Genomic DNA, 19,322 nt, shown 5'->3' with positions numbered 1-19,322 from the left:
CAGGCGATGACCGCGCACCGTAAATCCAGCGGCGAGACCGCCGCCAGTTTCGTTCGCCGCCACATCGGCCCATCAGTGCGCGATGTCACCGCAATGCTCGAAACGGTCGGCGCCAAAAGCGTCGACGCGCTGATGGCGGAGACGCTGCCGGCCTCGATCCGGCAGGCATCGCCGCTCGATCTCGGCAAGCCGCTCAGCGAGACCGAGGCGATCGCGCATATGGCCGAGCTCGCCGCGCAGAACCAGGTCTTCACCTCGCTGATCGGCCAAGGCTATTCCGGCACGATCCTCCCCGCGGTGATCCAGCGCAACATCCTGGAGAACCCGGCCTGGTACACGGCGTATACGCCCTACCAGCCCGAGATCAGCCAGGGCCGGCTGGAGGCGCTGTTCAACTTCCAGACCATGATCTGCGACCTCACCGGGCTCGACGTCGCCAACGCCTCGCTGCTCGATGAAGCCACCGCCGCTGCCGAAGCCATGGCGCTCGCGGAGCGCCACTCGCAGGTCAAGGCAAAGGCCTTCTTCGTCGACAAGGACGTGCATCCGCAGACGCTGGCGGTGATGCGCACCCGCGCCGAGCCGCTCGGCTGGACCCTGGTGGTCGGCGATCCCCTCACCGATCTCGCTAACGCCGACGTGCTCGGCGCATTGCTGCAATATCCGGGTTCTTCCGGCGCATTGCGCGACCTCAGGCCCGCGATCGCCGCACTGAAGGCCAAGGGCGCGCTCGCGATCGTTGCCGCCGACCTGCTGGCACTGACGCTGCTCGCCTCGCCCGGCGAGCTCGGCGCCGACATCGCGATCGGATCCGCGCAGCGCTTTGGCGTGCCGATGGGCTATGGCGGGCCGCACGCGGCCTATATGGCGGTGCGCGATGCGCTGAAGCGCTCGCTGCCCGGCCGCCTCGTCGGCCTCTCCGTGGATTCGCGCGGGGCGCCTGCCTATCGCCTCGCGCTGCAGACCCGCGAGCAGCACATCCGCCGCGAGAAGGCGACCTCCAACATCTGCACCGCGCAGGTGCTGCTCGCCGTGATTGCTTCGATGTACGCGGTCTATCACGGCCCTGAGGGCCTCACGCAGATCGCGCGCAACGTGCATCGCCGCGCCGCTGTGCTCGCGGCCGGCCTGCGCAAGCTCGGCTTTGCGCCTGATAGCGAGACCTTCTTCGACACGCTTAGCGTCGATGCCGACGCCAAGCGCGCCGAGATCCTCGCGCGTGCCGCTGCCGAGAAGATCAATCTCGGCGTTGGCGAAACGAACTTGCGCATCGCACTCGACGAAGCGACGACGCCAGCGACGGTGGAAGCGGTCTGGCGTGCCTTCGGCGGCACGCTTGCCTATGCCGAGATCGACGCCACTACGCGCGAGGCGCTGCCGGAGGCGTTGAAGCGCACCACCGCCTTCCTGACCCATCCCGTCTTCCACGCGCATCGCTCGGAAACCGAGATGCTGCGCTACATGCGCAAGCTCAGCGACCGCGACCTGGCGCTCGACCGCGCGATGATTCCGCTCGGCTCCTGCACCATGAAGCTGAACGCGACCACCGAGATGATGCCGCTGACCTGGCCGGAATTCGGCAGCTTGCATCCGTTCGTGCCGCGCGAGCAGGCCAAGGGCTATCACGCGCTGTTCGCGCGGCTGGAAAAATGGCTGTGCGACATCACCGGCTATGACGCGATCTCGCTGCAGCCGAATTCAGGCGCGCAGGGCGAATATGCCGGGCTGCTTGCGATCCGCGGCTATCATGCGGCGCGTGGGCAGAGCCACCGAAAAATCTGCCTGATCCCCTCCTCCGCCCACGGCACCAACCCGGCCTCGGCCGCGATGGTCGGCATGGACGTGGTGGTGGTGGCCTGCGAGAAGAACGGCGACGTCGACGTCAACGATCTCCGCGCCAAGGCGGAAAAGCATTCGAAGGACCTTGCCGCGGTCATGATCACCTATCCCTCGACGCATGGCGTGTTCGAGGAGCACATCCGCGAGATTTGCGACATCGTGCATGACCATGGCGGCCAGGTGTATCTGGACGGCGCCAATCTCAATGCGCAGGTCGGCCTTAGCAGGCCCGGCGATTACGGCGCCGATGTCAGCCATCTCAATCTGCACAAGACCTTCTGCATCCCGCATGGCGGCGGCGGCCCCGGCATGGGCCCGATCGGCGTCAAGGCGCATCTTGCGCCGTTCCTGCCTGGCCACCCGGCGACGCAAGCCGATGCTCCGGTCGGCCCGGTCTCGGCCGCACCGTTCGGCTCGGCCTCGATCCTGACCATCTCCTACATCTACATCCTGATGATGGGCGGCGAAGGCTTGAAGCGTGCCACCGAGATCGCGATCCTCAACGCCAACTACATCGCAGCGCGCCTCGATGCGCACTTCCCGGTGCTCTACAAGAACGCCAGGGGCCGCGTCGCGCATGAGTGCATCGTCGATCCCCGTCCGCTCAAGACGACGAGCGGCGTCACCGTCGACGACATCGCCAAGCGCTTGATCGACTATGGCTTCCATGCCCCGACCATGAGCTTCCCGGTGCCGGGCACGCTGATGATCGAGCCGACCGAGTCGGAATCGAAGGCGGAGCTGGATCGCTTCTGCGATGCCATGATCGCGATCCGGAAAGAAATCGCCGAGGTCGAGGCCGGCCGCTTCAAGATCGAAGCGTCGCCGCTGCGTCACGCCCCGCACACCGTGCACGACATCGCGGACGATGCGTGGAATCGTGCCTACTCCCGCAGCGAGGGCTGCTTCCCCGATGGCGTCTCGCGTACCGACAAATACTGGTGCCCGGTCGGCCGCGTCGACAACGTCTATGGCGACCGCAACCTGGTGTGCTCGTGCCCGCCCGTGAGCGATTACGCGGAAGCCGCGGAGTAACGGATTCGTAGGGTGGGTTAGCACGCGGCTGCGCGAAGCGCAGTCCGCTGGCGTAACCCACCTCTTCTGTCTCTACGGATACGAACCGTGGTGGATTACGCCGAGCGATGGCGCTTCGCGCATCGCACGGCTAATCCACCCTACAGTTTCGACTTAGGGCGCAACCAGCGAACGCCCCTGCGCATCCCAGCGCCAAAGCCGCTCGTTGGTAAGAAGCGTACCACCCCACCAGCGCCGAATCGGATTGAGCCGACGAAAATCCTCGCGGGCTTCAAGCACCGCTTTGCCAAACTCCGTCAGCGACAGCCGGCTGCTGCGAAAGGCAGCGTTGCGGCTTCTTGCATTATCCCGATCGAGTGTCGCCAGCTTGCCGTCCAGACCCGCAACGGCGGGCGCCGGGCCGAATGCGAGTCCTTCGAGCAGCGTACCCAACTCCCACGGATCGAACACGCGCGCTCCAAGCGTGCCAGGCCGAAACAGCTCATCGGTGCGATTGTGTCCACTTGCGATCAGCTCGAGAAGCCGCATCTCGGTCGCCCCCAGTCCCATCACCGGCGAGGGCAGTTCCGATAGCAGGTCTTCCATGGCCGGCTTCAGGAAAGACAGCTTGCCGAGCGGCCTGTCGAGCAGCCCGGCGCAAAGCTCGGGCGTCGGCGCGCGGTAGGCCTCCCAGGCCATTCCGGCGATCGCAAAATCACTTTCTGCGATATTGAACTGCCGCACGTCACGGTGACGAAGCTCTGCGGGATCTGCTCCGCGCAGATCGAAATCGACAAAGCGCAACTTCAGACGCTCGGCGACCGTCGGATGAGAACGCAGGTAATCGAGCATCCAGATCAACTGCAACTGACTGTTCGGCTCAGGATCGAACCACAGCTCGATGAGGTCTACACCGTAGGTCTTGCAGAACCAGACCAGTCCGGCACCCTTGTGCGCAAGGCCCGTCTGGGAAGACCGGCCGACAAGATCGAACCACATTACTGCCGGATTGCCTCTTACAGAGTCTCCTTCCAGGTAGGCGTCCAGGTGGTGCGCGTTGGGTAACACTCCCAAGACGAACCGAAAAATAAGCGGGACGACCATGTCGGCGCGGTTCGCATGAGCAAGACCAACGCCGGACGAACTGGTCAGGATCACACGCTTCATCGTCGGCGCGCCCCCCTCACGCAAGACGAAACGGGCACCGAAGACGTCGGCAACTCAACGTCCTCAGTGCCCGCTCCTCGCGAAAACTTTCCCGCGTTAAGGCTTATTCGTCCGCCGGCTCCTCGCCGTCGGCGTCGCTCTCGGGCGTGCCGGCCAAAATCTGCTCGGAGATCAGGCCGGAGTTCTGGCGGATCGAGGTCTCGATCTTGGCGGTGATGTCGGGGTTGGCCTTCAGGAAGGCCTTCGAGTTCTCGCGACCCTGGCCGAGGCGCTGGCTGTCATAGGAGAACCAGGCTCCCGATTTCTCGACGATGCCGGCCTTGACGCCGAGATCGAGGATCTCGCCCATCTTGGAGACGCCCTCGCCGTACATGATGTCGAACTCGACCTGCTTGAAGGGCGGCGCCAGCTTGTTCTTGACGACCTTGACGCGGGTGGTGTTGCCGACCACTTCGTCGCGCTCCTTGATCGCGCCGATACGGCGGATGTCGAGGCGTACGGAGGCATAGAATTTCAGCGCGTTACCGCCGGTCGTGGTTTCGGGCGAGCCGTACATCACACCGATCTTCATGCGGATCTGGTTGATGAAGATCACCATGGTGTTGGACTTGTTGATCGAGGCCGTCAGCTTGCGCAGCGCCTGGCTCATCAGACGCGCCTGCAGACCCGGCAGCGCATCGCCCATCTCGCCCTCGAGCTCGGCCTTCGGCACCAGCGCCGCAACCGAGTCGACCACCAGAACGTCCACCGCACCCGAGCGCACCAGCGTGTCGCAGATTTCCAGCGCCTGCTCGCCGGTGTCGGGCTGCGAGATCAGGAGCTCGTCGATGTTGACCCCGAGCTTGCGGGCATAGACCGGGTCGAGCGCGTGCTCGGCGTCGATGAAGGCGCAGATGCCGCCCTTCTTCTGCGCTTCCGCCACCGTGTGCAGCGCCAGCGTGGTCTTGCCCGAGGATTCCGGCCCGTAGATTTCGACGATGCGCCCCTTGGGCAGGCCGCCAATACCGAGCGCGATATCGAGCCCGAGCGAACCGGAGGACACTGCCTCGATGTCCATGGACCTGTCGCTCTTGCCCAGCTTCATCACCGAGCCCTTGCCGAACTGGCGCTCGATCTGGGAGAGCGCGGCAGCCAGAGCTTTACTCTTGTCCATGGAAGATCCTTCGACGATACGCAGGGCAGTTGCGGACATTGGGTCGTGCTCCTTATGGCGAGGATTCGCTAGGGGGACAAACGATTGAGAGGCGGGCCGGCGATAAAAACAGCGTACCCCATTTGTTCTCAGTTCGCAATATGTTCTTTTGCGATTTTGGGTACTGTCCGCCTCCGTGGGGTACCAGTCTAAGCGGCTGAGGAACTATCAGCCTAGCAGCGCATCTCTACGATGCCCCCAGCACGAAAGGTGCCCCCCCGACTGCTGGAGGAAAACCCCCCAGAGGGTTGGCGGCCCCCAGTTGGGGCCGTTTATATTCAAAGATGAGGCCGCCTCAGTTGGCGGCCTAATTAGGACAGCACCGATTTTGGGGACACCGGCAGAGGCAGATCAGGACACCCCACAAACAACAACGTCGCCCGCTTGCAATATGGCGGGCGACGTTGTTCCAGCCCCGGGAGGGAATCGCAAAATCCCGGATGTCGTCAATCTGGCTGAAAAGTCTGGAACGGTCTGTTCGATATCCGACACCCGCAGAGGGGAATTAGGACAACGTCGATTTTGGGGACTGTCCGTATTTGACCCCGAGTATCCTAGTTTAATGAAGCGGGTGTCCCAATTTGCTCTAGTGCGGGGATGCCCACCGACAAGCACCTCGACAAACCACCCATCCCTGCGCCCGATCCGGAGCGCACGGAAGCGGCTCGGAAAGTGGCTCAAGAGAACATCGACGACCAGATTGGCATCCTCAAAAAGCTTCGCGGTCCCTTGAGCTAAGGTCGTACCCAGCGGCTCGGAACGAATGTTCACTTTGGTACTTATGCCGCTAGCTTCCGCTGCAGGAGGTGGAGCTGCGGGGAAACGAAGTGCCGACCGCCGACCATTTGAAGCAAGCAGAGATCGCGGCGCGGATGGCTCTGACCGAGCCGGCCGCGGAGAAGGCCCGGCCGATGCACGTCATGGCGCTGGAATCAAAAGAAGCCCCAGCGCCGCCACCAATCATAGAGCGGCAGTAGATCGAATGCTGGGGATGGTGCTTCTACTAACGCTTGGGGGCGGTGCAGGCATAGCGATCATCATTGTCCTGTTTGAAGTCTTCGCCGCATTGGAGCGGCGCCGCTCCAATGGACAATAGGGCCGCAGCGAGGGCCCTGATCTTCCCCCTCCGCGGGGTGTCCAAAAGGCGGCCCCAACTCCGGGCAGGCTGAGTTGAGGCCAAAGGTACTGGGCCAGCCAAGGCTGACGCTAACCCAGGTCCAGCAACTTGCATCGGCGCCGGGTACCTGGCGATTGGGCAACCGACGTACCCCGGATTTGCAGCGTCCTGATCCGGCCAGTGTCCCAAGTTGAATCCGCCGTGTCCTCATTCGCTGGAGCCCCGTATCGGGAAAATCTGGCACAAACCGCATAGCCAGCCCGAACCGACCTAAGTTAAGATCAGGGCATGGGCAAAGAACTACTCGTGGGCGTGCTTGCAATTGGCGCCGGTGTTTTCACCGTGGCCGCCGCAACGGCGCTAGTCCTTAGCCTTTGATCTATCTCAAGTAGCGCACGCGATCCGCCTGCATCCTCCCATCTGTCGGGAGGCGACAATGCGGCCTTGGATGTTGCATGCGCTGGCGTGGGGCACGGCTGCTGCGGGCTTGATAGCCATCATCTCGATGAGCGTTTAGGACGACCGTTGAGTGCTGTTTGAAATCCGGCAGTCCCCGAGTATCCCGATGTATAGGTAGCGGCACGGTGCAACGCATGAAACCATGCGCACCATGAGAAACGAGACTGCCTGGATTGTGGTACCGGCCATGTTCGTAGCGGTGTTACTCGCGGCGATCCTGTTGCTGATGGAGCATGGATGATCGCGTCAGGAACGCGCGGCGGAGCTTCACCTTCCCTTGATCCAGCGCAAACATCATTCCCTCGTGCGGCAGACCATCCGGCCCATGACCGACCCTGGTAAGCCGACTGAGGGTAAGGACGCCAAGCCGTCGCGCTTGGACGCGGCGCTCCGGATCATTGAGGAATACGCCGCCGACCTCCGCGAGATCGTCAGGCAATTGCGCCGCAAGATGAATTGAGGCCGCCTTTCAGCCGCTCGCACCGACCGCATTTCCCTTATGACCGGGCATCTCCGGGAACTGGAACGCCAGCTACGGCATATTGGATTCGTGAAATTCAAGCCCAACGGTTAGGACCCGTCAGACGAGGTTGTGTCATGCAGCGACGCCGCCGTTTCACGCAAACCGTGTTCTTGGAAGAACGCCTTGCCGAAGAAGCAAAACGCCTCCGAGAAGAAGCCAGATCCCTCCCTCCCGGTCCGCTACAGGACGACGCCCTCCGCAAGGCCCGCCAGGCCGAGACCGGCTCGCATATGAGCCAGTGGCTGAGATCGCCCGGCCTACAGCCGCCCGACTAAGGCAGCACCCCCTAAGTTCAATAGTGAACCAAAGCGGCCCGTGGCAGTTTACCTGACATCACCGGCCGAGGCTCTGCCCGTAGGCGTCGGTGGCTGAGAGACCGAGCGCGCTCCCGCCTGCAAAGCGAGGGAGCGCCGCCATGGCCGACCACAATCACATTTCGCGCGTGCATTATGTGGCCGTCGAACTTGCCGCGCAGAACGCCCTCATGCGCGAGCTGGTGGCCGAGGCGGCGAAAGTGTTGCAACTGCCCATGCCGGACACGTTCCTCGGCCGCAAGACACAGGAGCCCTTTCCCTGGGAGAAGCCCCGCGCCTGAACCCACTCCCCTGTTTCTGCGTTATGGGGTCCATGGAAACAGACCCGCTTTTCCGGCGCGCCAACGACGCGCAAGAGACCGCTCGCAAGCTGGTCGAGGAAGCGCGACGAGTGCGGCAGGCGCGCGAACATGCCGAACGGCTACGACAACAGAGGCGGCGCGCAGCCGAACCGCTCTCGTGGTTCAACGAGGACGGGTGAGGCCGCCCAAGAACGTCGCCGAGAACGCTCTGTACACAATTGGACCGAACCGGATCCGACAATCTGGTTCAATGGGTCATCGCCGCACGGACCCTGGCAACTATCGGTGATGAGAACGCCGATTTGCGCTCCCGCCTTCCGCGCATGGAAAGGAGCGTGCCATGCCCACGCGACGACGTTTCAAGCAACAGCTGAGCCTTCAGGACCGGCTTGCTGCATGGGTGGAGCAGGTCCGGGATCAGGCCTTGCGCCTTCCCCCCGGTCCCAAGCGGGACGCCCTCCTCGAGAAGGCTCGCCAAGCCGACGTGGCCTCTCATCTGCACGACTGGATCGAGTCCACCGGGCTGCGACCTCCGAAGTAACGCGACATCGAATGCGCGCGATCGGCACGATACCCAACGACCGCGTCCAGCGACCGTTCGTCTTCAACCGAAGCTGACGCGCATCAAAGACGCAGCCGCCGCGTGCCGTCATGCTTACACAATCCTGCGGCATCGAACCTTTCGGTGCCCTGTGGCCTTCTCTGGGTTGGACCGCAACAATGGGGATCTCGGTCATGACGGAAAATACGCTGCACGATGCCACCAGGCGCAACCACCTGCTGGAGGCGGCGCTCAAGGAGATGATCAAGTTCGAGCGCAAGGAAAACGAGTTCCGTAAGAAGGACCGCGAGGAGCGTGCCGCCGAGCTCCGCCTCCCGCTGGACGCGATCAAGGTCCATTAGTCCCCGAGGACAAGGCTGCCGGCCGGGACCGAAGGTCACGCAGGCCTTGCGTATCCCGCGCCGGCTGAAACGCCCGCCCTAGCGACGATATCGGCAGTTGGAGGTATCTAGATACTACATCCAAGCCCTTGATTGCGCGAGACAATCGCACGGAGACCTACTGTGCATGGGGTTGTTTTGCAGCTTTTGCAGGACGTAAGGCGCCGCCATGGCGCGCCGGCCCGCGCGCGGGGCCATGCTGGCCCGGAGCCGGCCCGCCGTCTGCCTCTGCTGCGTGATCCTACAACAGCATCAGCAGCGCGATGCCGATCACCAACACCACGAAGCCAGCCGCTGTCGCGGCGGCAAACGACCGCTCTACGTTATCCATGATGCCACCCCGTTGCCGGCGTGCCACGTTCCCCCATGGCAGCACCGGACCCTGCGGAATCTTGCCTGCAGCTGTGGCTTGAGTGGTGCGATCGGGTGGCCAAATTGGGACCGGTGCGGGGCCAGTGTGCGGCCTGCTCAACATTGCTTTCGCTTGCCGCCGTCAGGCCTCTGTAAGCGAACTCGCCTAGTGTCGCTGAGCCCGGTGGACCAACACCGGGCCTCCATACCCAGTCGACGACCCCGCTCTCCCCGAGCGGGGTTTTCTGTTTGCGGGCCCGTGTGCTGTGACGCGGGGGGCCGATTCCAATCGCGAGCCTGTCAGGCTGCCGTAAGCTCAGCCGGATAGGCTCGCCTGGCTTATGGTGTTGCAGCCCAGCACCTCAGCCTCCAATAACCTTCTCCCCGCTTGGCTCTCCCCAAGCGGGGTTTTTTCATGCGCACCGCCGGTTCACGCGCCGCTCTCCTCCCGCGTCAGCCGCAGCGAGAAGGCGCGGATCGCGGGCGCCGCCAGCAGCACCATGGGCAGCATCGCGGCCCATGCGATCAGCCACGACATCATCCAGTGCCGAACGAACAGCATGGCGCCGTCAGCCGGAAAGCTGGCGATTCCCGCCGCGATCAGCGAGGTCAATCCGGACTGGATGACGCCGAACACGAAATGACTGTAGCGACGGGGAATGCCAAGCATGATGCGCCCTTGTTGCTTGCCGTCAGCGGCCAAGCAAGGCACGTGCCGACAGGCGCCTGATCGCTTGCGTCTCCGCGCCGCGCCTTTCCGAAGCCGGAGGCTGATCTGGATCAAGAGTCTTCGACCAGCATGAGCATTGAATGGGCTCCGTGGTTCTCCGGCCATGAACAGAGTTCCTGGCCGGTCGATGGCGCGTGCGCATCCGGGATTTCCATGAACCATCCAAGGCTTACCGCCGATTTTGCTTCTGCATGGGAATATTGTGACGGCCAACATGTTTGATGTGATCGAGGGTGAATCGTGGGAGGTGACCATGAATCACAGGGGCGTCGAGTTCACCGTCGCCAAGACGGCAAGTCCCGGAGTCTGGCAGTGGCAGTTCCGCATCGGGGAGCAGGTCAAGTCCGGCAAGACTGAGACCAAGATCGACCTCCTGGCGATCCGGCGGGTGCAGCTGCGCATCGATCGGGAACTGAAGGCCATCGAGCGCAAGACTGCCTGATCAAGACAGCCTGAGCCGGAATGATGTTGCAGGCATCCCTGCGCAGCGCGACATGCCCTGAGCATGTCCTCCGTAGACACCCGGAATTGATCTGCCGGGGGTTTGGGATTGCACTGCGCGCCCATGGCCTTGGGGTGGGCCCTTCACGCGACCGGTGCCAGCCATGCCGCTCTATTTCTTCCGAATCCGCAACGGCCGCTATTCCGGCTGTGCGGACCAGGCGACGGAATTTTCCGATCGCGATTCCGCCTGGAAGGAGATGACCAGCGTCTGCGCCGACATGGCCGCCGGGATCGCCCGCAAGCTCCAGGAAAATTCCGAGTGGCACATGGAGCTGCTGGACGAGGCCAAGGAGCCGGTGTTCCGCATCCGCATCGTCGCCGAGACGCTCGACTAGACGCGGGGCGCGCGGGCCCCTCAATCGGCGCTGGGCAGCCGACGCATGGTGAATTCGATATCGCCGCCGGGCAGTTCGCGCCAGGTCTCGACCGCGCTCATATAGCCGGCCTTGGGATAGCGGGCGAAGAAGGCCTCCGCCCTCGCCCGCGCCGCCGCACGCGGCAGCGTGAAGGTCTCGCGCAGATAGCCGTCACCGGAGCCCCCGCCCGGCGTGTTGCCGCCGGTCCTGCGCCGGCGCGCCATCCGCTCGGCGAGATCCCGCGGACGATCGGCCATGACCTACCCTCCTCTACGCAATACCTGCGCTTTAATGTAGGGAGTGGCCGGACCAAGGAGGAGTCCCGGCCGGAAGGCGCCTGCCGCCTCCGGCCGAAACGCTTAGTTCGCGGCCGTGCCGGTCTTGGTCTTCTTCGGCGCACTGGTGGCGGCCGCCTTCGGCGCCGCCGGCTGTTTCGGCGGATCGGAGCGCATGCCGCCCCAGGGATCGTTGGACGTCTTGGCGTCCGGAATCTTCTTCAGCGTTTCCTTGTAGGCCTTGTCGCGCTCGGCTTCCGCGGCCTTCTCCTCCGGGGTCTTGCCCGGACCTTCCTGCAGCAGATTGAGATTGGGCATTTGCGCGTAGGCCGGTGCCGCCAGCACGGCCAGCATCACCGCCGCCATACGGAAAAGCTTCATCTTTCACTCCTCAGATCATTTCATGGAAGCACGGATCGCCCGGCGCCTTGTCATCCCGGTGCGGCCGCTGCGGACCGCTACGAGCGGCACGATTTCGGCGCGTGCAGCCAATCGTCCCAGATCGGACCGCACCTGGTGCACCCGTTCAGCGCAAGACCGAGCGCCACCAGACAAAAGACGAGGACATACCGACGCAACATCGCCCACCCGTACCCAACCACGGCATCATATCGGGCCAAGTCGGGCATTTTCAAGCCGACGGGACCAGCCGGGTGACTTTGCCGCGCCGATGCGGGCAGAATGGCCGAAACATCCGGCAACAATGGAGGAAACGACAGCAATGCCATCGCAGCCAGAAGCCGAGTTCGGCATCGATGATGCCCGACGCATCCTCGGCGAGGTCTTCGCGCCCTGGGTCCAGGATCTCAACCTCTCGGTCGAGCGCATCGAGCACGCACCGCCGGCAGATGAGCCCGACTGGCAGCCGGGCGCAGTGTTGCGCATGGCCTTTTCGGAGCGGCTGTGCCGGAGCGGCGGGGTGGTCTGCGGCCAGGCGCTGATGGCCCTTGCCGACACGGCGATGGTGATCGCCATCCTTGCGGCCAATCGCGGCTACCGTCCGATGACGACGGTCGACCAGACCACGCATTTCATGCGCGCGGCCTCATCGTCCGACGTGCTCGCCGACGCCCGCGTGGTGCGACTCGGACGCACCATGAGCTTCGGTCGCGTCACGCTGCTGTCGGCCGCCGACAACAAGCCGGTGGCGATGGTGTCGAGCGCGTTCGCGATGTTGCCGGGCTGAGCTGATCCGAAAAGAAGAGAGCCGCGTGAGCGCAAGGCGCACCGCGGGTCTGAAGCGTGGTGCAAGTAGCGCCAGTATTGAGTTCATTTCAACGTAATTTCTATGCACTATCTCACAATCGTCACTTTGGATTAATGCCGATGATCGAGAAGCGCGCAGCACAGCGTCACCGTGTTTTCAAGGGCGGAACGATCAGCTTCGAAGACGGCGGCATTGCGTGCACGGTGCGAAACATGTCGGAAAGCGGCGCGGCGATCGACCTCGATGGCTCCGTCACATTGCCGCAATCGTTCACACTCTCGATCGCGCGCGACAATTTCGTACGGAATTGCCGCCCCGTGTGGCGCAACGACAAACGCATCGGCCTCGCTTTCGTGCAATAGCACACGCGATGTGAACGAACGTTCGCATCACATGCACAACACGATCATGACTGCTTGCTATGGTGGCACCGCGCCGGCGTAAGCTTGCGCGTATGCAAGCTTGCGAGCATGAGTGCGATGATCGCGAGTGTGACGGCAAATCGTCCGCGCGGACGATCGATCGCGCGCGACTCTAGCGATGACCGTGGCCCCGCCAAACGCAACATTGCTGTCGCCGATCGAGATGTTGGCCTCAGAATGACCGCGGCGTCCATCGCGATGTCGTGTGATGGCGAGAAGCGCGTCGCGCCATTGCCCCGAACTTTCCCCGGGGGGGGGGGCGCATGGCCGCACTGTAATCGGAACGAGGCTGGCGGAATTCGCGGACCAGTCAGCGAGGCCCGCCGTACTTCATTTCGGCTTCTTGGCGGGTTCGCTCGGGCGGGCCCCGCCCCACGGGTCGTACTTCTCCTTCGGCTCGGGAATGCGCTCGAGCGCGGCCTTGTAAGCTTTCTCGTCGACCTTCGGCTTGTTGTCCGCCGGCTTGGCGCCGTCGTTGGGTTGCCGCCGACCCTGCGCCTCGGCCGCGCCGCACGCCAGCGCCAGCACCGCAGCCGCTATGACCAAAATCTTCATTGATGCAATCCCCCTCGCGTGGGGTACAAACTAACCTGCAATCCCGTAATAGCAAATGCCGGGGGTTCCGCGCCTTCAGCAAATTTTGATCGGGGCGGACTTCGCCCGATCGCATTCGTGCCTATCTGTTCGCCGCAGGGGACCTTTCACGGATGTTGCGGATCATTGCCAATGCGGCGCTGCTGGCCGGCGCGCTCGCGCTCGGTGCTTGCGGCTTTGCCGACAGCCGGGCGCCGGTGCCCGAATTCATGCGCATCAAGGAAGCCGAGCAACCGCCGCCGGAGCCGCCCCCCGACGTCAAGCGCGTGGTGCGCGAGCAGATCGACGTGGTGTTTCTCACCACGTCCTATCCGCGTGAGGTGCATGTCGCCCCGCCCCATCACGAGGTGCGAGGACCGGGCTGGACCGCCTGCGTTCGCGCGCAGCTCACCTCCGCAACCGGCACGCCGCTCGGCGCGCAGACCTACATCGTGACCATCAATGGCGGAAAGGTCGTCGATCGCCGACGCGCCGAAGCCGACGACATTTGCGGGACCGAGACTTACGAGCCGATCTAGGAACAAACCTAACGAAGGTGCGGTTCCGAGAAAAACCAGTATTGCGGGTGGGAACGATCACCGCCTCCCCTTCTTGTTACCGCCGAGGGCAGTTTCGGAGGAGGACAGGATGAGGACGTTGACTATTGCGCTATTGGCGGGCGTGGGTGCTTTGGCCGGCGCATCGGGCGTGAAGGCTTCGGATATCTACACGAGCAGCGAATACACCAATCCGGATCTCGTCCAGCAGGTGCGACTTGTCTGCGACGACGCCGGCCGGTGCTATCGCACGCGCGGCGGTTCGCGTGTCATCGTGCGCGATTCCTATAACTACATGCCGCGCGAACGCTATTACGAGCGCCGGACCTATCACCGCGACTGGGATGACGGCCCGCGCGCCGGCGTCGGCATTCGCGCACCCGGCGTCAGCGTGGGCGTCGGTGTCGACGACCGCTGGTGACCGATGAACGCTTAACCGCTGGTCGTACATGAAGATTGGTGGGGCGGGACCGGACGAGATAACTCGCCCGGTCCTGCCGCTTCAGCGTGCCCGGTGAACGGGATCAGGCGGCGACCGATTGCTGCTGGAACTGCTCGTAGGCCGCGACGTCAGGTTTCGAGCGGATCGGCCGGCGTGACAAAGCGCGTCAATGACGGCAGGTGAGCGGTGAAGCGGGCGAGCACCATGCCGGCGCACATCGCCGCAACGAAGATGACCGCCGAGACCGAGCCGAATCCGAGCGCGGTCAGCGCCGGTCCCGGGCAGAACCCCGCCAGTCCCCAGCCGATACCGAAGATCGCGGGACCTGCAACGATCCTGGGATCGATGTCGCGTCGTGTTGGCAGATAAAATCGATCGGCGAAGAACGGACGCGGGAGCTTCAGGACGCGGCTGAAGCCGATGAAGGTCACGGCCACCGCGCCCGCCATCACGAAGGCGAGGCTCGCATCCCATGTCCCTGCCGGAATGCCGCCAACGTCCAGGAAGTTCAGCACCTTGGCCGGGTTCGACATGCCGGAGACGATAAGGCCGATGCCGAAGATCAAGCCGATCGCGAATTGAACGAGGATTGCCATTGCCATCAGCTCCAATGCCGCATCACGAAGACGGTCGCCATGCCGGCCGCCATGAAGGTCATGGTCGCGACCAGCGAGCGCACCGATAGTCGCGACAAGCCGCAAACGCCGTGGCCGGAGGTGCAGCCACTGCCCCACACCGAACCGAATCCCGTGAGCAATCCGGCGACGATCAGCACGACCGGCCCTGCCGCGATCGTCTGGGCCGGCAGGCTTCCGGTGACGAGCAACACCAGCACGGGTGCGGCGACGAGACCGGCGACGAAGACGAGGCGCCCGGCGAATTCGCGGTCCTCATAGGGCGGAAACAGCCGCGCCACGATGCCGCTGACGCCGGCAATCCGCCCGGTCGCCCACATCAGCAGAACGGCAGACAATCCAATCAGCGCTCCACCCAGCAGCGAGGTCATCGGCGTGAAAGGCGTGGTGATCATTGCGATTCTCCTGGTCGAGAGCGATTCTTGCGCATCCGCCGGCACAAGCGATTGGCGGTCGCCGGCATGGTCAATGAAACGTTAACATTACCACTCGAATTGACGCGGCGTCCCAACGGTATTTTCCAATCTTTGCGCTAAGCATGAGCGGTAGCACGGGCTCAGCTCGCGTGAACGGGGACGACGGGACGTGGTCGACATCGCGCACCAGGCAGCGATCAATCCGGCATCGGCAGAAGATGTCGCGCCAGCGCGCGCGCGCGTTCCAATTGCTGCGATCGACCCCGGCCAATGGCGCGCGCTCGCGCAGCGCGCGGTCGAGCCGAACGGATATTACCTGCCCGCCTGGGAGCTCGCCGTCAGCGCGACCGCACGCGGCCGCACGGATGCCTCGGCGCTGCCGGCATTCGACGGATCTTCGACCCGGCTGATCGGGCTGATGCCGGTGATCTCGCTCTGGCGCGCCTGGAAGATTCCCCTGCCCGCGCTGGTGAGCGCGCATCCCTATGGCACGCTGTGCAGCCCGCTGATCGACCGCGACGCTCCGCTCGAGGCGGCCGCGCGTCTGTTGCATCAAGCACGCGAAGCCGGCACGCATGCGCTGGTGCTGAACGACGTCGCGCTCGACGGCGCGGCGATGAAATCGCTCAATCAGGTTTTGAGCCGCGACGGCCTGAAACCACGCGTGCTCTCCTCCTACATCCGCGCCAGCCTCGACGCGACACAGGATGGCGAAACGCTGTTGCGCGACGCGCTTGGCACAAAAAAGTTCAAGGAGTTGCGTCGCCAGCGCCATCGTCTGGAGGAGCACGGCCCTGTCGTGTTCGAGGTCGCGCGCAGCGCCGACGAGATCAGGCCGGCGCTCGAAACATTCCTGCACCTCGAAGCCAGCGGCTGGAAAGGCAAACGCGGCACCGCACTGGTCCAGCATGCGGGCGATGCGACCTTCATCCGCAGAGCCGTACCGGCGCTGGCGGAAACCGCGCAGTGCGAGATCGTCACGCTTCGCGCCGGCACGATTCCGGTCGCCGCCGGCATCGTGCTGCGGCACCAGGACCGCGCCTTCTTCTTCAAGCTCGGCATCGACGAGCGCTTTGCAAGATATTCTCCAGGCGTGCAGCTCACGCTGGACCTCACCTGCCACCTCTGCGCCGATCCCGCCATCGCCAGCGCGGACTCCACCGCGAGTGCCGATCACCCCATGATCAATCCGATCTGGCGCGGACGCTTTGCGATCGGCGACGTGCTGATCCCGCTGCGGCGGCACGATCCGGTAGTGGCGCTTATCCACCGAGCGCTGGCTGCGTGCTATGTCGCACGCAACAAAGCCCGACGTGCCGTACACTCAATAAGACGAGTAAGTCGCCCCGCCAACTAGTTCGGAGCGCACCCTTCGACTGCCTCTACGAGATTCTGGAGCAACTCCTCGAGGCTTTCAGCCTGAGTGGCGCAACCAGGAAGAGAAGGGACCTCGGCCCAATACCCGCCCTCCTCTGCCTCGTGCACGATAATCTCGACCTTCAAGCTGCCTACTCCGCCGCCTGCGCGTTGATCTCTTCCGAGACCTGGCGGATGGCGCGGGCGAGCAGGTTCGGATCCTGCGCGCCGGAGACGGCGTATTTCTGCGCAAAGACGTAGGTCGGCACGCCGGAGATGCCCTTCTCGGCCGCCTCCTGCGCGTCGGCCGAAACGCGCGCGACGTCCTCGTCGGTGGCAAGGCGCTTGCGCACGTCGTCGGCATCGAGGCCGACATCGGCGGCCGCCTGCACCAGCACGTTCACATCGGTGAGATCGCCGCCGTCACGGAAATAGAGCTCCATCAGGCGCTGCTTCATCTCGGGCGCCTTGCCGATCGCTTCCGCCCACAGGATGAGGCGATGGCAGTCGGTCGTGTTGGGCTGGCGCGCGACCAGCTCGGGCTTGTAGACGAGACCCTCCTCGCTTGCGGCCGCGACGACGCGTCCCGCAATGCCCTTATAGGCCTCGACCGAACCGAACTTCTGGGTGAGATAGGCCTCGCGGCTGATGCCCTCGCGCGGCACCCAGGGATTGAGGAAGAAGGGGCGGAAATTCAGTTTCACCGGAACGTCGGGCACCAGCGCCAGCGCGCTCTCGATCCGATGCTTGCCGATGTAGCACCAGGGGCACACCACGTCGGAGACGACGTCGATCTGGAGCGGTTTGAGCGTGCTCATGTCAGGCGCCTCCTTCGGGCACTTCGAGGGTTCGCCCGAAGATAAGCCGAACCGGGGGCGGCGCAAGGCACCCCTCCTGCATGGCTCACGACTTCACCTCTGCGGTTATTGTGACCGGTCGCACCCGCCTCGATACTTGCGAGCACGATCAAGCCCGAGGGAGACCGCGATGACCGCCATTTTCAAGCCGGAAGGCCATCTGTTCCGGGCCACCGAGCATGCTGGCGGCCCTTGGTCGCCGGACATGTTGCAGGGAAGCGCCACCACCGCGCTGATGACCCGCGGCGTCGCGCGGATCGCGGCCGAGTCCGGCTTTGCGGTGCGGCGCTTGACCTTCGACCTGTGGCGACCGGCGGGCCTGGGCCTGTTCAGGACCGTCACCGAATTGCTGCGCGACGGCCGCAAGGCCAAAACGTTGCAGGTGCGGCTGATGGACGGCGAGACCGAGATCGGCCGCTGCACGGCGCTGCTGACGGCACCGAGTGGGGAGTCTCCCATCGATCCCTTCGCGAGTCCCGCGGCGGTCGACACGCCGCCCGAGGCCGGCAGCCCGCCGCCGGCCTTCGCGCAGAAATGGAGCCGCTATTTCCAGAACGTCTCGGTGCGCCTCATCGAGGGCGCGCTGGAGAAGCCGGGACCGGCGGCGGCCTGGATGCGGCTCGACGCGCCGCTGGTCGAGGGCGAGCCGAACACGCCGCTGCTCCAGGCCGTGCAGGCCGCGGACTTCGCCAGCGGCGTCGCACAGATCGTCGACATGCGCGACTGGACCTTCATCAATCCCGAGATCAGCCTCTATTTCTTCCGTCCGCCGGAGGGCGAATGGATATTGATCCGTGCCGCGACACGCGTCGGCGCCAGCGGCGCGGGCCTGACCATGGCGACGCTGAGCGACCTCAAGGGGCCGTTCGCGGAGGTGATGCAGGCCATGAGCTTCGAGCGGCGCGAAGCCGTGCAGGCTCAAGCGTCCTGAGCCGCAAGCGCGGTCAGGGCGGCCTCGGATGCGGCATCAACAGGCATGAACATCTCGACGCGAAGCTCCTGCAGCGTCACGTCCTGCGGCGTGCCGAGCGTCAGCACCGCACCGATCAGACCGATGCCGACGTCATCCTTGCGCAGGCGCACCTCGCAGAGCGGTCCGGGCACGGAATTGTCCTCGGTCGCAGCCGCAGGAAGCTCCTGCAGCCGCATCAATTCGCGCCAGGTCGATTGCAGGGCCTCGTCGAGCGGCGCCGCCATCGCCTCATGCCGCGCACGCGCCAGCAGCGCGGCTGCAACGGTCGGCCAGTTCTCGACGAACGGCTTGAGCTCGTCCGGCGCGAGGAACATGCGCATGTGATTGAGCGGCCGTTGCATGCGCGCCGGGCCAAGCAGCATGGTTATCAGGCGCGAGGCGGCGCGATTGGCCTGCATCACGTTCCAGCGCCGGTCGGTGACGATTGCGGGGAACGGCTCGTGACGGCTGAGCAGAAGATCAATGGCACGCCGCGCCTCGGCAAGCTCCGGCGCAGACAGATCGCGCTCGCCATATTGCCGCGCAAACCCGCCGGCCTCGAGCAGCGCATTGCGATCACGCAGCGACAGATCGAGAGCGGACGCAAGCTGCAGCAGGATGTCCCGGCTTGCCGCCGCCTTGCCGGTCTCGACATAGCTCAGATGCTTGATCGAGATCCCGGCCTCGAACGCCAGCTCCGCCTGGCTCAATGCACGGCGGGTGCGCCAGCCGCGCAGGAGATCACCGACGGGATTGGCCGGCCGCGATCGCCGGAACGCGCGTGGGTCCATCCGCCGATTATGCGAGCGCCGCTTCCTCC

Annotated in this window: 24 protein-coding genes; 14 read left to right on the top strand and 10 right to left on the bottom strand. The window is 64.3% G+C overall.

The genetic code is table 11. The features are described 5' to 3' along the window. Positions 1 to 6 precede the first annotated feature (6 nt). The gene (gcvP, locus tag XH79_RS33015; protein WP_271584386.1) at positions 7 to 2,874 is read left to right on the top strand and encodes an aminomethyl-transferring glycine dehydrogenase; all 2,868 of its coding nucleotides are present in this window, start codon (positions 7 to 9) and stop codon (positions 2,872 to 2,874) included. Between the two features lie 153 nt (positions 2,875 to 3,027). On the opposite strand, the gene XH79_RS33010 is transcribed toward gcvP, so the two are convergent. Both XH79_RS33010 and recA read right to left on the bottom strand, forming a co-directional pair. Then, on the bottom strand, positions 3,028 to 4,020 hold the full coding sequence (locus XH79_RS33010) for a hypothetical protein (RefSeq protein ID WP_271584385.1): 993 nt from the start codon (positions 4,018 to 4,020) through the stop codon (positions 3,028 to 3,030). Positions 4,021 to 4,123: 103 nt separating this feature from the next. Beyond that, complete coding sequence (gene recA / locus XH79_RS33005) at positions 4,124 to 5,212, bottom strand: recombinase RecA (protein ID WP_166815157.1); 1,089 nt, start codon at positions 5,210 to 5,212, stop codon at positions 4,124 to 4,126. Positions 5,213 to 6,039: 827 nt separating this feature from the next. Between recA and XH79_RS33000 the strand changes: the two genes are divergently transcribed. The 5 genes from XH79_RS33000 to XH79_RS32975 all read left to right on the top strand — a co-directional run bounded on the left by XH79_RS33000 (position 6,040) and on the right by XH79_RS32975 (position 8,830). Next, entirely contained in the window at positions 6,040 to 6,189 is a 150-nt protein-coding gene (locus tag XH79_RS33000; RefSeq protein WP_212343068.1) for a hypothetical protein, read from the top strand. Between the two features lie 876 nt (positions 6,190 to 7,065). After that, positions 7,066 to 7,248 carry a hypothetical protein gene (locus tag XH79_RS32995; RefSeq protein WP_271584384.1) on the top strand — a complete coding sequence of 61 codons (183 nt, stop codon included), beginning with the start codon at positions 7,066 to 7,068 and terminating at the stop codon, positions 7,246 to 7,248. A 137-nt stretch (positions 7,249 to 7,385) separates the two neighbouring features. Then, a complete protein-coding gene (locus XH79_RS32990) occupies positions 7,386 to 7,586 on the top strand; it encodes a hypothetical protein (protein WP_245003799.1) in 201 nt (66 codons plus the stop codon). A gap of 140 nt (positions 7,587 to 7,726) precedes the next feature. Continuing rightward, positions 7,727 to 7,906 carry a hypothetical protein gene (locus XH79_RS32985; protein WP_271584383.1) on the top strand — a complete coding sequence of 60 codons (180 nt, stop codon included), beginning with the start codon at positions 7,727 to 7,729 and terminating at the stop codon, positions 7,904 to 7,906. A gap of 756 nt (positions 7,907 to 8,662) precedes the next feature. Continuing rightward, positions 8,663 to 8,830, top strand: coding sequence for a hypothetical protein (locus XH79_RS32975; RefSeq protein WP_271584381.1), 168 nt, complete (start codon positions 8,663 to 8,665; stop codon positions 8,828 to 8,830). An 820-nt stretch (positions 8,831 to 9,650) separates the two neighbouring features. Here XH79_RS32975 and XH79_RS32970 read toward each other — a convergent pair. Further along, positions 9,651 to 9,890 carry a DUF2798 domain-containing protein gene (locus XH79_RS32970; protein WP_212343063.1) on the bottom strand — a complete coding sequence of 80 codons (240 nt, stop codon included), beginning with the start codon at positions 9,888 to 9,890 and terminating at the stop codon, positions 9,651 to 9,653. A gap of 313 nt (positions 9,891 to 10,203) precedes the next feature. On the opposite strand from XH79_RS32970, the gene XH79_RS32965 reads away from it, so the two are divergent. Then, a complete protein-coding gene (locus XH79_RS32965; protein ID WP_271584380.1) occupies positions 10,204 to 10,392 on the top strand; it encodes a hypothetical protein in 189 nt (62 codons plus the stop codon). Between the two features lie 163 nt (positions 10,393 to 10,555). Then, complete coding sequence (locus tag XH79_RS32960) at positions 10,556 to 10,789, top strand: DUF6894 family protein (protein ID WP_018642771.1); 234 nt, start codon at positions 10,556 to 10,558, stop codon at positions 10,787 to 10,789. A 20-nt stretch (positions 10,790 to 10,809) separates the two neighbouring features. On the opposite strand, the gene XH79_RS32955 is transcribed toward XH79_RS32960, so the two are convergent. Further along, complete coding sequence (locus tag XH79_RS32955; RefSeq protein WP_212343061.1) at positions 10,810 to 11,067, bottom strand: hypothetical protein; 258 nt, start codon at positions 11,065 to 11,067, stop codon at positions 10,810 to 10,812. A 102-nt stretch (positions 11,068 to 11,169) separates the two neighbouring features. Continuing rightward, complete coding sequence (locus tag XH79_RS32950; protein WP_212343060.1) at positions 11,170 to 11,466, bottom strand: hypothetical protein; 297 nt, start codon at positions 11,464 to 11,466, stop codon at positions 11,170 to 11,172. Positions 11,467 to 11,806: 340 nt separating this feature from the next. Here XH79_RS32950 and XH79_RS32945 point away from each other — a divergent pair, with 340 nt between their 5' ends. After that, on the top strand, positions 11,807 to 12,271 hold the full coding sequence (locus tag XH79_RS32945) for a PaaI family thioesterase (RefSeq protein WP_212343059.1): 465 nt from the start codon (positions 11,807 to 11,809) through the stop codon (positions 12,269 to 12,271). Positions 12,272 to 12,411: 140 nt separating this feature from the next. Next, on the top strand, positions 12,412 to 12,654 hold the full coding sequence (locus XH79_RS32940; RefSeq protein ID WP_212343056.1) for a PilZ domain-containing protein: 243 nt from the start codon (positions 12,412 to 12,414) through the stop codon (positions 12,652 to 12,654). Between the two features lie 390 nt (positions 12,655 to 13,044). Here XH79_RS32940 and XH79_RS32935 read toward each other — a convergent pair whose 3' ends face one another. Further along, a complete protein-coding gene (locus tag XH79_RS32935) occupies positions 13,045 to 13,269 on the bottom strand; it encodes a hypothetical protein (RefSeq protein WP_212343054.1) in 225 nt (74 codons plus the stop codon). 152 nt (positions 13,270 to 13,421) lie between these two features. Between XH79_RS32935 and XH79_RS32930 the strand changes: the two genes are divergently transcribed. Beyond that, positions 13,422 to 13,826 (top strand): hypothetical protein, encoded by a 405-nt coding sequence (locus XH79_RS32930; RefSeq protein WP_212343052.1) that lies wholly within the window; start codon positions 13,422 to 13,424, stop codon positions 13,824 to 13,826. 109 nt (positions 13,827 to 13,935) lie between these two features. Beyond that, entirely contained in the window at positions 13,936 to 14,265 is a 330-nt protein-coding gene (locus tag XH79_RS32925) for a hypothetical protein (protein ID WP_271584379.1), read from the top strand. A 149-nt stretch (positions 14,266 to 14,414) separates the two neighbouring features. On the opposite strand, the gene XH79_RS32920 is transcribed toward XH79_RS32925, so the two are convergent. After that, complete coding sequence (locus XH79_RS32920; protein WP_271584378.1) at positions 14,415 to 14,882, bottom strand: DUF6691 family protein; 468 nt, start codon at positions 14,880 to 14,882, stop codon at positions 14,415 to 14,417. Between the two features lie 5 nt (positions 14,883 to 14,887). Next, positions 14,888 to 15,361: a YeeE/YedE family protein gene (locus XH79_RS32915; protein ID WP_271584377.1), complete on the bottom strand. Its 474-nt coding sequence runs from the start codon at positions 15,359 to 15,361 to the stop codon at positions 14,888 to 14,890. Positions 15,362 to 15,506: 145 nt separating this feature from the next. Here XH79_RS32915 and XH79_RS32910 point away from each other — a divergent pair, with 145 nt between their 5' ends. Next, positions 15,507 to 16,694: a GNAT family N-acetyltransferase gene (locus tag XH79_RS32910; protein WP_271584376.1), complete on the top strand. Its 1,188-nt coding sequence runs from the start codon at positions 15,507 to 15,509 to the stop codon at positions 16,692 to 16,694. 151 nt (positions 16,695 to 16,845) lie between these two features. Here the strand turns inward: XH79_RS32910 and XH79_RS32905 are convergent, their stop codons facing one another. Continuing rightward, positions 16,846 to 17,511: a DsbA family oxidoreductase gene (locus tag XH79_RS32905; RefSeq protein WP_018642782.1), complete on the bottom strand. Its 666-nt coding sequence runs from the start codon at positions 17,509 to 17,511 to the stop codon at positions 16,846 to 16,848. 169 nt (positions 17,512 to 17,680) lie between these two features. Between XH79_RS32905 and XH79_RS32900 the strand changes: the two genes are divergently transcribed. Further along, positions 17,681 to 18,481, top strand: a complete 801-nt coding sequence (locus XH79_RS32900; protein WP_271584375.1) for a thioesterase family protein — start codon at positions 17,681 to 17,683, stop codon at positions 18,479 to 18,481. On the opposite strand, the gene XH79_RS32895 is transcribed toward XH79_RS32900, so the two are convergent. Continuing rightward, the gene (locus tag XH79_RS32895; protein ID WP_271584374.1) at positions 18,469 to 19,293 is read right to left on the bottom strand and encodes a helix-turn-helix domain-containing protein; all 825 of its coding nucleotides are present in this window, start codon (positions 19,291 to 19,293) and stop codon (positions 18,469 to 18,471) included. The genes XH79_RS32900 and XH79_RS32895 overlap by 13 nt on opposite strands. Positions 19,294 to 19,322 lie beyond the last annotated feature (29 nt).

It is taken from the genome of Bradyrhizobium sp. CCBAU 45389, from assembly GCF_028128625.1.
GTDB classification, from domain to species: Bacteria; Pseudomonadota; Alphaproteobacteria; order Rhizobiales; family Xanthobacteraceae; genus Bradyrhizobium; species Bradyrhizobium liaoningense_B.
The sequence above is the reverse complement of the archived record's forward strand: the minus strand, read 5'-3'. Positions and strand labels throughout refer to the sequence as shown.